Annotated in this window: 5 protein-coding genes; 2 read left to right on the top strand and 3 right to left on the bottom strand. The window is 58.7% G+C overall.

Annotated elements, in window-relative coordinates:
* Positions 1-2: 2 nt before the first annotated feature.
* Positions 3-2,498 carry a tetratricopeptide repeat protein gene (locus DHV10_RS06725; RefSeq protein WP_162601267.1) on the bottom strand — a complete coding sequence of 832 codons (2,496 nt, stop codon included), beginning with the start codon at positions 2,496-2,498 and terminating at the stop codon, positions 3-5.
* A gap of 322 nt (positions 2,499-2,820) precedes the next feature.
* Here DHV10_RS06725 and DHV10_RS06720 point away from each other — a divergent pair, with 322 nt between their 5' ends.
* A complete protein-coding gene (locus tag DHV10_RS06720; protein WP_109485476.1) occupies positions 2,821-5,940 on the top strand; it encodes a VWA domain-containing protein in 3,120 nt (1,039 codons plus the stop codon).
* 118 nt (positions 5,941-6,058) lie between these two features.
* Positions 6,059-7,090, top strand: a complete 1,032-nt coding sequence (locus DHV10_RS06715) for a tetratricopeptide repeat protein (RefSeq protein ID WP_162601266.1) — start codon at positions 6,059-6,061, stop codon at positions 7,088-7,090.
* On the opposite strand, the gene DHV10_RS06710 is transcribed toward DHV10_RS06715, so the two are convergent.
* Both DHV10_RS06710 and DHV10_RS06705 read right to left on the bottom strand, forming a co-directional pair.
* Positions 7,091-8,782: a CRTAC1 family protein gene (locus DHV10_RS06710; protein ID WP_109485474.1), complete on the bottom strand. Its 1,692-nt coding sequence runs from the start codon at positions 8,780-8,782 to the stop codon at positions 7,091-7,093. It abuts the gene before it with no gap.
* 193 nt (positions 8,783-8,975) lie between these two features.
* On the bottom strand, positions 8,976-12,617 hold the full coding sequence (locus DHV10_RS06705) for an outer membrane beta-barrel protein (protein WP_162601265.1): 3,642 nt from the start codon (positions 12,615-12,617) through the stop codon (positions 8,976-8,978).
* Positions 12,618-13,070 lie beyond the last annotated feature (453 nt).

Raw genomic sequence — 13,070 nt, 5'->3', positions numbered from 1 at the left:
TTTCAGCGGGTCTGTTCGGATTGGTGCTGGTAGTGGGCGAGGTTGGCGCGGAGGTCTGAGGCGAGGCTCGCGTTCTGCTGACTTTCAGCCAGGCTAAGGGCCTGACGGGCTGTCGAGATTGCCTGGTTGTAGTTGCCGGTTTCCGAATACATCGCGGCCAGCATCTGGAGAACCTCAGGCTCTCGACGATTGGTGAGCTCAGCGGCAGACTCAATTTGGGGGAGAGCGTCGGTGAATCGGCTGCTCGCGGCGTATGCGCGGCCGAGGTTGTAGTGGCACTCGGCGGAGTTGGGAGCGAGGGCGACAGCTTTCCGGAGCTCGTCCATGGCCTCGTCGAGCCTGCCCTGGCGGGCGAGGATGACGCCGTAGATATTGTGGCCGTCGGAGTTTTTAGGGGCGAGTTCAATCCCAGTGGTGAGTTGCTGAATGGCGTCATCGCGATGACCGTCGACTTCGAAAAGATGGCCGAGGTTGATATGCGCGGAGCCATTATCCGGGTTCAGCTCAATGGCTTTCTGGATCTCGGTCATCGCTTCTTTGAGGCGGCCTGATTCGGCGAGGGCGCTGCCGAGATTGTTGTGCGTCTGGGAGCTGTCGTTGTTGATGGACAGAGCCTTCTCGTACGCGGTAATTGCCTCAGCGGTTTTGCCGGTGGCTGCGAGGGCGACTCCCATGTTGTTCCAGGGGCGTGAGTCGGTGGGGTCTTTATCGGCGGCGATTTTCCAGGCAGGGAGAGCCTGGTTCCACTTGCGGTCGTCCTGGAGCTGCTGCGCGATGTCGAACTCGCGGTAGAAGTCGATGGCGGGTGTATCGATGTGGTCGAGCCCGTCGGCGCCAATGTTTGCGAATTCAGGAATGTTGACGGCGCGGTTGGAGGCGGTGGCGTTCTCAACGACGACGGGAGGGCTAGCGTGCCCGTTGTTGTCAATGTGGGTGAGGTAGAGGCGCGTGTAGAAAGAGGGTGTCTTCGATGAGAAGGCGAGCCACTTGCCGTTTGGCGAAAAGGTGTGCCACGAGTTCATGACCGGAAGGTTGGACTCGAGTGGGCGCGCTTCTCCGCCTTCGAAAGGCACGATGTAGAGCTTGCTGTCGGGGCGCATGAGCAGGCCATTTTTGCACTGGACGAAGACGATCCATTTGCCGTCGGGCGAGACCTTGGGGAAGTTGTTGCTCATGCCGTTGTTTGAGGCGCCACGGACGGGCTCGGGGGTGCCGCCTCGACCGTTGTTGAAGGGGATGCGGTAGAGGTCGTAACGGATCTGGGTCTCGTTGGGGTCGTTGGCGTAGTTCGACTTTTTATAGTCGGGCGGGTAGGGATCGCGTGCGGCGGCGCGGGAGTAGATGAGGTATTTGCCGTCGGGGCTCCAGAAGGCGGAGGTCTGAACGTAGTTGGGATCGTCGGCACCAGGCAGGGGTTGGAGTTTGCCGGTCTCTTTGCTGTACCAGGCGAGGACGCCGCGGGTCGGGTAGAAGACCTGGCCGAATCCGTAAAACCAGTAGAAGCCGTTGTAGAGGCGATCGAGAACGCGGGCGCCGCGCGTGTGTGGGACATCAATGGAGTTGATGACGTATTTGCCGCCGGGCGAGACCTGGGACATGAAGCCGAAACGCTTCTGGCCGCCTTCTTCGGAGAAAGCGCTCCAGCGCACGAGGTAGTCGTTGGAAATGGTGCTGACTTTATGAAGCGGGACGAGCGCGTATAGGCCTTTGTCGTTGGCGGGACCGTCGACGTCGATGCCGAGGGTCTTGCCGTCACGGGAGAAGGAGTGGCAATTGCCGCACGTGGGCAGGCCGGTCATCATGGTGCGAGGCTGGGCCTCGTTGATGTAACGGAGCTGCCACTTGATTTTAGGAAGGACGGAGTCCGGCAGGGGTTTGATGACGCCGCGCTGGGCTGTTTCTGGTGCGGGCGGGATCAGGGGGACGTCGCGATAGAAGAGGGGAGCGCCGACGGGATCGCGGGATGTCTGGATGGTGCTTTGCTCGCGAGAGACGGGGTGGGCTGCGGATCCGCTGGTGTAGCCGCTAATCACGATGGTGGCTGGGGCATTGACCGAATGCTTCTTGATCTCGTCCCATGTTTGTGGGTCGGGACGCCAGACGTGAGCGATGGCTTCTTCAGGCGTGAGAGTCGGCGGCACATAGCCCTTGAGCGACTCGTCGAGCGGGCCGATCTGCATCTTGTCGCCATTGGACCAGAAGCGGATGGGCTTGCTGCGGTCGCCGAAGATGATTTCGATACGCCAGATGGTTGCGGCCGGGTTGTCATCGCGCCACTGGAACTGGGGAGGAATGATTTCGGGTGGATAGATGGTGCCGTCGAGCGGGATATCGATATTCAGGCCGGGGTGGGTGCGGTACATGGGGACGGCCCGGAGGTATTCGGGGACGACGCTGGGGTCAGTGGCGGTCGAGTCCTGCTGGGCCAGGACCGCGCCGGCGAGCCAGATTCCGGCGGCTGCCGCAAAACCAATAATCGCAAGCAAGATTCGTTGCATCGAGGTGTCTGTCACAGCTCCGAGCGGCCGAGATTCATCCGAAGCTGGGTTTTCAGCGCGGATCCGGAGCATTCACCTCCAATTCTTAGGGAACGAGCCGTCAGATTATGTGATTCCAATCACCGGCTGAACTGAGTTGCGTCCAGATTCCGAAAGGGGACGTCTCCCGAACGAAGACTCCGTACAGGACGATGTACTTAAGCGTGTCCCTGCGGGAGAGGGCGCGGAGAGAGTAAGATTTTGGCAGCTAAAAGAGCTCGCAAGAACGACCTCGCTAGGACAAGAGGCTGGGCTCACACAGCGCCTTGGGGAGAGCCATCGTATGCAGGATGTTGTTGTCGGTGGGATTCGGTGCGGCAGAATCGCGGGCATAGGGGCTCTTGTAGACGCAGTATCGGGTTCGGCTGCACTGGCTTTGGCTTTGAGCGCGTGCATGGCATGGGGACAGGGTGCGAAGGTAACCGGCCCAAATGGCCAGGATGATTCGGTTGCTCCCGCAACGACCAGTATCGAACCGATTTCCGTCGATCTTGTAGTCCACGACAAGAGCCATAAGCCATATGCATCCCTCAGGCCCGAAGACATCCAGATCCTCGACAACGAAAAGCCGGTTACTCTGAAGGACCTGCGCCGCGTGACGGCGGAAGGGAACTCCGAACACGTGGTCACGTTTGTATCGGACCGGTTCGGCGGCACACTGAGTAAGAATGAGCAATCGATCGCGGGCAAGATCCTGAAGGAATTGCCGGCGAAGGGCTACTCCTTTGCTGTTCTCGACCTGGTGCCCCGCCTTCGGCTGATTCAGGCATTTACAACGGATCGGAACGCGGTCAGAGACGCGATGCGGGCGGTGACCGAGGGGCCGAAGAGCGATAAGAATCCGGTGATTGAGTTGACCGCGTCGAACGCCGTTTATCAGAAGGCAATCGTCAATGACGACGATGCTAGCTCGCTGGCGGCCAAAAAGGCTGAAAGGAATCTGGTTTCCATTGTGCGCACCGGGGCGGACTCCGACGGGACGCATTTCGATGCGACAACGCGGGCGCGTTACAAGACATTGCTGGATGCGATGCAGGCGTCGCGACAGGTTCAGCAGGACCGGCACACCCTGCCATCGCTAGCAGCCTTGATGGCGCTGGTCCGTTCGCAGGAGAAGATCGCGGCGCGGAAATGTATCATCTACTTCACTCAAAACATGCAGATGGACTCTGCTGCGAAGGAGATGATTCGTTCGATCGCGGAGGCTGCTAATCAAGCGGGCGTGACTCTGTATGTGGTCGACATGGATGCCCTGGACGTGGGAGGGCGGCACCAGATCGACAATGCGCTCGCAGCGCAGAATGTCGCATTCAATCCTGCGCCGGTTCCGGTGGAGGGGAGTGGCGGGCTGGCAATGAGGACGCCCAGCCTGCAGAGAGGCCCCGGCGGACCGAGTTCGAACGCCGGAATGGCAGTGGATTGGCTGCGGCAATCAGATCGAAATCCCTTCGGAGATGTGCACAGCCCGATGGCCGACATGGCGCGCGAGACCGGCGGCGCTTACATCGACGCGCAGGACAACGTGAAGAATCCGCTGCAGCAGCTCATCGATGACATGAGCACGTATTACGTCGCGACGTATGTCCCGCCGATCGACGGCTATGATGGCACGTTTCGATCGATTGAGTTCCGGCCTCGGCGCAAGGGACTTACGGTGAACGGCAGGACCGGATACTACGCGGTTGATCCCGGTGCGTCGGGTGGCGTTCGGGCATTCGAAGCACCGCTCTTGAAGATTCTGGCCGAAGAGAAGCTCCCGACCGAGGTCAAATTCAAGACTGCGGTTCTGCACTTTGGTGAGATGGCGGAGGGAAATACCAATTCCGCGGCTATCGAGATTCCGATCGATCAGCTTGAAACCAAAACCGATCAGCACACCAATCTGTTTTCAGCACACGTCAGCGTCGTAGGCCAGGTGAAGGACGCGAACGGAACTGTGGTTGAGCACTTTGCGGAAGATGTTGCGCACCGTGCTGCAGTGGAGACCATCAAGCGGGACAAGAATGCCACGATCAATGTGACGCGGCATTTTCCGGTTACGCCGGGAAAGTACACGCTTGAAGTCGCGGTGCTGGATCGCTTGAGCGACAAAGCGGGCGCTCAGCGGATGAGTTTCGAGGTTCCGCCAAATCCAAGCGGTCCCTCCATCAGCGACGTGGTGCTGGTGCGCAAGGTGGAGGGAGGACGCTCCAGCGAAGATCCCGACGAGCCACTGACGTTCGAGAAAGGGCTCGTGACGCCAAACGTTGTCGGCGATGTTCCGGAGGGAGCAAAATCGGTTTCGTTGTTCTTCATCGTGCACCCGGACGGAACGTCGAAGGACCCGGTCAAAGTAGAGATGGAAGTGGGCAGGAACGGGCGGGCAGGCAAACGAACGGTGTTGCCGATTCACTTCGATACTGCGCAGGCTGCCGTTCCTTATCTAGCCAGCTTCAATTCTGGTCTTGCGCCGGGCGACTACAAAGTGAAGGCCCTTGTCACGCAGGGTGCGAGCACGGCAACGCGCGAGTTGGCATTCACGGTGGAGGGCGAGGAGAACGCTGCGGCGGAGAACCCGGTTGCCGGGCTGCACTCTGACGCCGCTGACACGGCGATGCCGGCTGGCGACTTGCCCAAGGGAGCGCTCGCTATCGTCCCCGCGACGAATGCCGTACAGGCACCTTCGCCGGAAGAGGTGAAACAACTGGTTGCTGACACGCGAGAACGTGCTCTGCATTACGTGGACTCGTTGCCGAACTTCGTGTGTATCGAGGTGACGAGCAGGTCGTACGATCCGACCGGGGCCGGGCGGTGGAAGCTGCGAGATACGGTGACTGAACTGCTCCGGTATCACGACAAGTCTGAAACGCGAACGATGATTGAGATTGACGGAAAGCCGGCGAGCAATGCGCGCGAAGGGATGAAAGGAACATTTTCGTCTGGCGAGCTGGGTGGCGTGCTGCGCGCGGTGTTTGCCGATAAAGCGAACGCGGATTTCCAGTGGAAAGAAACGGACACCTTGGGAGCCGCTACTGTGCAGGTGTTTGACTATCACGTGGAACAGAAGAACTCAGAGTTCTCCGTGGTTGGAATGGACAACCGGCAGGTGATGGTTGGCTTTCACGGGCAGGCGTACATCGATGCGGCGGCGCACAACGTGCGGCGAATTACCCTTATCGCCGATGACATGCCGAAGGATTTCCCAACGCACTACACCAGCATCGGCGTGGACTACGACTATGTTTCGATCAATAACCACGATTACCTGATGCCGAGCAGCGCGCAGCTGAGACTAAAGCAGGGACGGCATGAGGCGGTGATGAACAACATCGAGTTCAGAAACTATCGACGGTTTGGATCGAGCGTCCGAATTCTGCCAGAGACACCGGAGGCGGGAGCTGCGCCGGGCCCGGGCGGAGAATAGACCGACTCTGCTTTATCCTTTCAATATGCGGTTCTCTGCGTTCATTCTTCTGGCTTGTGCTGTCGGTGCTGCGGCTGCGCAATCTCGTCCTCCGGCGGCGGGAGATGCGGACGAGCATATGCGCAAGGGGGTAGATGCACAACAGCACGGTGATGTGAAGGCCGCAATCGAGGAGTATCGAAAAGCACTGGCGCTTCGCCCCCGCTTTCCGGAGGCGAGGGCAAATCTTGGAGCGGCGCTTGCCGCTGCGGGCGATTTTGACGCGGCGATTCGCGAAGACCGGCTTGCGATGGAGAACGCGCCCGACAAGACAGCGGTGCGAAAGAACCTCGCGCTTGCCTATTACAAGAAGGGTGATTGCGAGCACGCGAGCTCGGAATTTGAAGCAGTGCATGCCGCACGGCCTGGCGACTTGAGCGCGACGATGCTGCTGGGCTACTGCGATCTGAAGCTGAATCGCGCAGAGAAGGCCGTGGCTCTGCTGCAGCCGCTCGAGCAGGCGAATCAAAACGACATGGACTTCGAGTACGTGCTCGGATCCGCAATGATTCAGTCGGGCAAGGAAGCGGAAGGGTGCACCCGTATGGAGCGCGTTGCGGAGACGACGCGGTCTGCAGAGGCGTATGCGATTGCGGGGTCGGCGCGGCTGCACTCGCGAGAGTTCAAGCAGGCCAGGACGGATCTGGATGCTGCGCTCGGACTCGATGCAAAGATTCCCGGCCTCTATACGATGGCGGGGCAGGCCCGAGATGCTCTCGGGGATACCGACGCTGCCCAGGCTGCGTTTAAATCCGCGTTGCAGGCTGATGCGCGCGATCCTGTCGCGAGCCTGTATCTCGGTGCGATCCTGCTAAAGAAGCGCGAGGTGCAGAAAGCGCAGCCGCTGCTGGAACTGGCACTTCAGCTGCAGCCGGAGAATCGGCAGGCACAGCTGCAGATGGCGAAGCTGGATGCGATGCTGGGCAAAAATGCCGATGCTGTCACGCTGCTGGAAGCCCTGGAGAAGGCGGATCCGAACTGGCTTGAGCCGCACGTGGAACTGGCGCCGCTCTACTACAAGCTTCATCGCGCCGACGATGGTCAACGCGAGCGCAAGCTTGTCGATGACATCCAGGCGAAGCAGCAGCAGGCAGGGCCGACAAACAACTAGCTATTTCGGCGTCGCTGCCGGCGCGGTCTCCGTGACCTTCAGAATGCGATCACCGTCGACGTCTTCGAGTGTCTGCACGACTCCGCTGGGCCATGTGATCTGAACTGTCTGGGCCTTCGACTCCGGGCCGAGACCAAAGTGTACGGGGCCAAGGCTCGACGAGGCGTAACAGACGCTTGAGGTCTGGTGGTTGTACTGTGTGCCTGATTTTGTAACGACCTTGATGCGGGCGCCGATGCCATCTCGATTGCTTTTGGTTCCGTGGAGTGCGATGTCCAGCCAATGTCCTGCGGGGCTGCGATTCATCCAGAGCTCGGCGTTGGCGTCCATGGACGTGGCGACGATGTCGATGCGCCCGTCGCCGTCAAAGTCGCCGAGTGCGCAGCCGCGATGACGTGCTGCGGTCGATTGCGCGAAGCCTGCCTGCTCTGTCAGTGATTGCCATTTGCCGTTTGCGCCTAGATTGCGGAAGACGGAATTCGGCTGCTTGACCTCTGCTCCCGGAGGGTGCGTGGCGGAGACGTGGCCGCGTGAGACGAAGAGGTCTTTCCAGCCATCGTTGTCGAAGTCGTACAGTGCGGGACCGAAGCCGGACATTCCAAGGCTCTCTGAGGTCATGCCGCTGGGCGCGGTGACTTCAGTGAAGTCGCCTTTGCCTGTGTTGCGGAAGAGCGGAAAGGTTTGCCGGTTGAGCGCGACATAGGCGACATCCGGATAGCCGTCGTTATCGAAGTCGCGAAAATCGAGGCCCATGCCGGAGATGAAGGCGCCCTCCTCCGGAAGCGCGATGTTCGCCTGGAACGCGATCTCTTCAAACTTGTTTCCGAGGTTATGGAAGAGGAAGCTATAGCCGGCGTCGTTCGTGACGAAGAGATCGGGTTTGCCGTCGAGATCGAAGTCGGCTACGCCGACCCCCATGCCTTTGCCGACATGGTCGCGGATACCCCACTCTTTGGATACGTCTTTGAAGGTGCCATCGCCGTTGTTGAGGAAGAGCTGGTCGGGGAGGCCCTTGTAGTAGCGCGGGTGGCAGTACTCAGCGACGTTGTTGATTGTGCAGAGCGGTTTGTCTGACCAGGTCCACTGAAGGTAGTTGACGACGAAGAGATCGAGGAGTCCGTCATTGTTTACGTCGACCCAGGCGGCAGCGACGCCGTAGAGGGGACCGAAGTCAGGATCGACCGATTTGTCGAGGCCGGCTTTCCTCGTCACGTCGGCGAAGGTGCCGTCCCCATTGTTGTGGTAGAGGGTGTTGCCGTGAACGCTCATGACGAAGAGATCGGGATGACCGTCATTGTCGTAGTCGCCGGCGGCAACGCCCGAATCGAAGCCGCGGCCGTGCAGACCGGCCTGTGCGGTGACGTCAGTGAAGACGCCGTTCCCGTCATTGCGGTAAAGGCGGTCGGATTGCTTGTCCGAGGTTTTCTTCAGGGTTTGAAGGCTGGCGCCGTTGGTGAAGAAGATGTCGGGGCGGCCATCGCTGTTGTAGTCGAAGACGGCTACGCCGCCAGCCATCGTCTCCGGGACATTTCTTGCTGTGCTGCTTTCGTCGCTATCCAGACGGAAGGGAAGAGACTTGAGCTCGAATTTGATGGGGGAAGGGGATTGTTGCTGGGCCACGATCCGGGTGGCTTCGGAGACAGCAGAAAGCAGGAGCAATACGAAAACTGCGATCGACAGGGGCTTCGGCATAGAAAGGAAGATCGGACCGGAGGAGCTACGAGTAGTCTATCTTGTTTGCGGTTTGAACCGGTTCTCTCAGGGCGCGAGCAGAGGCTCCAGGCGAAGCAGCGCTCGAGCGGCTTGATGAACCAGAGCAAAAACGAGGAGCGGGAAAAAGTGAAGGGCGGCCGAAGCCGCCCTCCGAGTTTGAGGCTGTTCGCGTTTAGAAGTAGTACTTGCCCGCGAACTGGACCCAACGATAGCCCTGCTTGGCAGCGGGGATACCGGTGGTTGCGCTGTTGGTGTTATACGAATAGCTTTGTCCAGTTGAGTAACCATTAAAGCTCAGCTGGTTGTCGGAGTTGCCGTTGATACTGAACGAAGCATTCGGGTGGTTGAGCCAGTTGGTTGCCGAGATGCGAACTTCGAAATGCTGGCTGTCGTTGACGCGGAAGGCCTTGAATACGGCCAGGTCGCTTCCAAAGTAATGCGGCGTACGGATGTAGGGCCAAACAAACTGACCCTGCTGCCCGACGGAGTTCGCAGTGGGCGGAAGCGGAGCTGCGAAGCAGTTCGGGTTGAACTGCTGGTTCTTCAAGAGGTGCTTGCGAGGATCGCAAACAATCAGAGGAAGAAGCGCAGGTGCCTCGCCCGATCCAAACCAGGTGCTGGCGTTGATCGATTCAGTCTTCAACCCGCTTGGCATCGTGATATCAGGTTGACTGCTGTTCCAGTTATACTGGGCACGCATGCTGCGGTCCGTATTCGACTGGTAAGGCGCACCATCCTGGTAGGTTGTGTAGTTGGAGAGTTCCCAACCGTTGATGAGCTGACCGAGCGCCCAATTGTTGTGAATCGGCCTTGGCAGCTTGTAGGTGAACGAAAGGTTGAAGACCTTGGTGTGATCGTAACCGAGAGGTCCGTAGTTGTTGGCAAGGTTGAATGGATCTACGAGAGCTCCATTGCCGTTGCCGTTTGAGGTGCTTCCGTCCCGTGTACCAAGAACCTTGCCGAAGGTGAAGTTCGAGAACAGGTACAGATTGCCGGACTGCTTCTGACCGGAAACCTGCAGCGAGTTGTAGTTCGCGTACCCACCATGCTGGTAGAGGTTGATGGTTTGATAGTTGTGCAGCGGCCGGAAATCCTGGGCGTTTGCTGAAATATCCCCACTGCCGTTGATCGGGTTGGGGTTCTCCAGCTTGCCGTAGTTCGCGCTGTATGGATTCGGGTTTGGCTTGAAAAAGGCCCCGAGCGCAACAGGATTGACGTTGAACAGGTTGCTGTTGCCATTCAGGAGCTGGTTGCGGCTTGCGCTGCCCACATAGGAAACCTCCACCACCGTGTGCGCAGGCAGGGCCTGAGCGACGCCGAAGCTGTAGGTGTCCGCATAGGGGACTTCCTTGTCGCCGAACTTGTCAACGCTGATGGTGCCGCCGACCTGATTGAGGGCTTTTGGAACAGTAAGTTGCGTTGTCTTGGTGCGAGCTGCGTCCGTGTACACGAGTCCGTTGGCGACATTGTAGCCATAGAATCCGGCACCGAGCGAGCCAGCAGTGTTGTATTGGAACGAGCCAAGCGGACCGTTCATTGCGGAGCCTGCGTCGTTATCCGACACCTGATAGCGATAGGTGCCGAAGCCGGCGCGAACAACGGTTCTGCCGTTTCCGCGCACGTCATAGGCAACGCCCAGGCGCGGGTTGTAGGTGAACAGCTTGCTGCCCCAGCCGGAGACCGGAACCTTGGGATTGATCTTGTTCCATGCAAGGCCGGTGTTGGGAGCCGGATTCGGTGCGTTGTCGTAGGAAGAGGCGTCCCAAACCTGCGTGCCGCCAAGTTTGTCGTACCACTGACCCATATGGTCGGCACGAAGGCCGGCGTTAATGGTCAGCTTGCGGGTCGCTTTCCAGGAGTCCTGCGCCCAAATCGACCACTGGTGCCAGAGTTCGTCAGGAACCGGCTGAGAGATCGATTCGTTGTAGGAATTGTTGCGTCCCTGGAAGCGATCGAGCACCAGGTTTCCGCTGGAGTTGTTGCCCCACGGGTTTACGTTGAACTCACCGTTGCCGTCCCAGCTGCTGTAAGACTGCAGGTTCTCCTGGGCATCCCAGTAGAAGCCGGCCTTCACACTGTGCGACTTGACGATCTTGGTGAACGTGTCAGCAATCGATGGTGCCTTGGAGGTTTTGCCGAAGCTATTCGGGCCGTAGATGCCTCCGTCGAAGCTGAACTGACGGATGTCGGTAGTTCCAGCGCCAGCCCATGAATCAAAAAAGTCGGGCATCTGATTCATTTTGTGCGCGTCACCGAAGATGCCGGTTGTCGCGACACCGAGAGCTGTACGGCTCACGGCAGCAGGATCGCTCAGCTTGTTGGCGTTGACGAACTTGGAGTAGGCAAAGACGAACTCGTTCGTCGTAGTCGCACTGAAGGCGTGCGTGACGTTAGCGAGGTAGACGTTGGCCGTTTCCTTTCCAGAGGGCTTGCCAGGATACGGAATCGCGTATGAAGGCTCCCACCAGATGGAAAGGGGGTGATTGTCGGTCTCGTTCTGATACGCGTACGAACCCCAAATCTTGGTGTTGTCGCTGAACGCATACGTGACTTTGCCGGTCGCTTCCCAACGGTTGGTCGGCGTATTCGGAACAAAGCCATAATTGGCCCAGCCATTCGCACTGTTTGGCGTCTGGTTCGGCTTCGGATTGAGGTTGTTGACCTTCACTCCATCGGGATCAAACGTCGAAGTAAGGTTTGAGAGAGGGGCAGTGCCGACGCTCGTTGCGTTGGGCGTCTTGTAGGCATTCGGCCAGGCATTCAGAACGCCCGGATCAACTCCCGCGTTCGTGAAGTCACCGGCGAGCTGAGCCGTGGTCGGGACGTTGATGTTGTACGGGGAGTTGTAGGGGTGCTGGATCATGTTCTCGTAGCCGCCCCAGAAGAAGAGCTTGTCCCGGTTCTTGTTGAAGTGCGGGAAGAAGACCGGGCCACCGATGTTTCCGCCGATGTAATAGAAGTACGATGGAGAGACGGCGTTTGGCTTCTTGCTCGCGATCTGTTGTGACTTACCGTTCCAGTCATTCGCAAACAGAGCACCAGAGTCGCGGGCGTAGAGATATCCTTCGCCATGGAACTTCTGGCCGCCGCTCTTTGAGAAGGCCTGGAGAACAGCAGGTCCCTTGGCGTATTCAGCGCCGTAGGAGGCGGACAGATACTTGACGCTGTCCGTCATGTCCTGGTTGATGTTGGCGACCTGCGTTCCGGCATTGCCCGGATCGATCAGGTTGGCGCCGTCCAGGTAGACGTCGGTGGAGCCGTAGGGCTGGGTTCCGTTTGCCGAGAACTGTCCTGCGGGTCCGTTGTTGGTGCCAGTTGCCTGGCTGCTGCCGTAGCTCGACGTGGCGCCGCTGAACACGACACCAGGCATCATCTTGATCAGCTCAGCAGCGTTGCGACCGGTGAGGGTCGCTGTGTCGACAAGCTCGTTATTGAGGGTTGCGCTGACTTCAGCGGTATCTACGGGAATTTCCGCGTCCTGCCCGGAGATGACGGTAACCGCGGTCTGCTCTCCACCGATCTTGAGGCGGATGTTGGGAACCGTACGGCTGTCGCCCTGGTTCAGGACCACGCCGTTGATTTCCCATGGAGCGAAGTTGGTTGCGCTGACGTGAACCGTGTAGTTGCCGGGGATAAGGGCCGTTACCGACCAGAATCCCGAACTGTCCGCGGTGGTTGTACGCGTATCGCCTGTCGCATCGTTCTTCACAACAACCTGCGCGCTGGGCACGCGGGCTTCTGTCTGATCGGTAACGATACCGCTCAGAGTACCCGTGAGCTGCTGCGCGTAGGCGATGGAAAAGGACAGGAGCATGACTGGAATTACCAGCCATGACACACGCCTAACCCACCGTGACATCACTGAGGATGCCACCAGTTGGTTTGAATACATTGACCAGCCTCCTGAAGCGTTTGTTGTTCTTGTTTTTGTTACTCTGACTCGGCCTGACACCAACGTCTTGGTGGTAGCCGACGCCAGAAACCCATTTAGTGGAACCTCGGTATCGATAACATACGGAATACATCGTCGGCAAGTGGCTAAATGGTTCCAAAAGACCCTACTAAACCGTTTATTCGCTATCGCCAAGATTCGACAACCTTTAATTCAGATCACTCTTTCGGGCCATCCACATGATCAAGGCTCTACTACCATGGTCTGAAATCGGTCTCCATCGAAAGATGGAGTTCGACTCACAGAACAATACGCCCAGCGTGGATGTTCAGAAGTGATTCGGATCACTGCACGTCAGGTATAGGTCTGCGCTGG

It is taken from the genome of Occallatibacter savannae (assembly GCF_003131205.1).
In the GTDB taxonomy this organism is placed as follows: domain Bacteria; phylum Acidobacteriota; class Terriglobia; order Terriglobales; family Acidobacteriaceae; genus Telmatobacter; species Telmatobacter savannae.
This window is presented reverse-complemented; position numbering and strand designations above follow the sequence as displayed.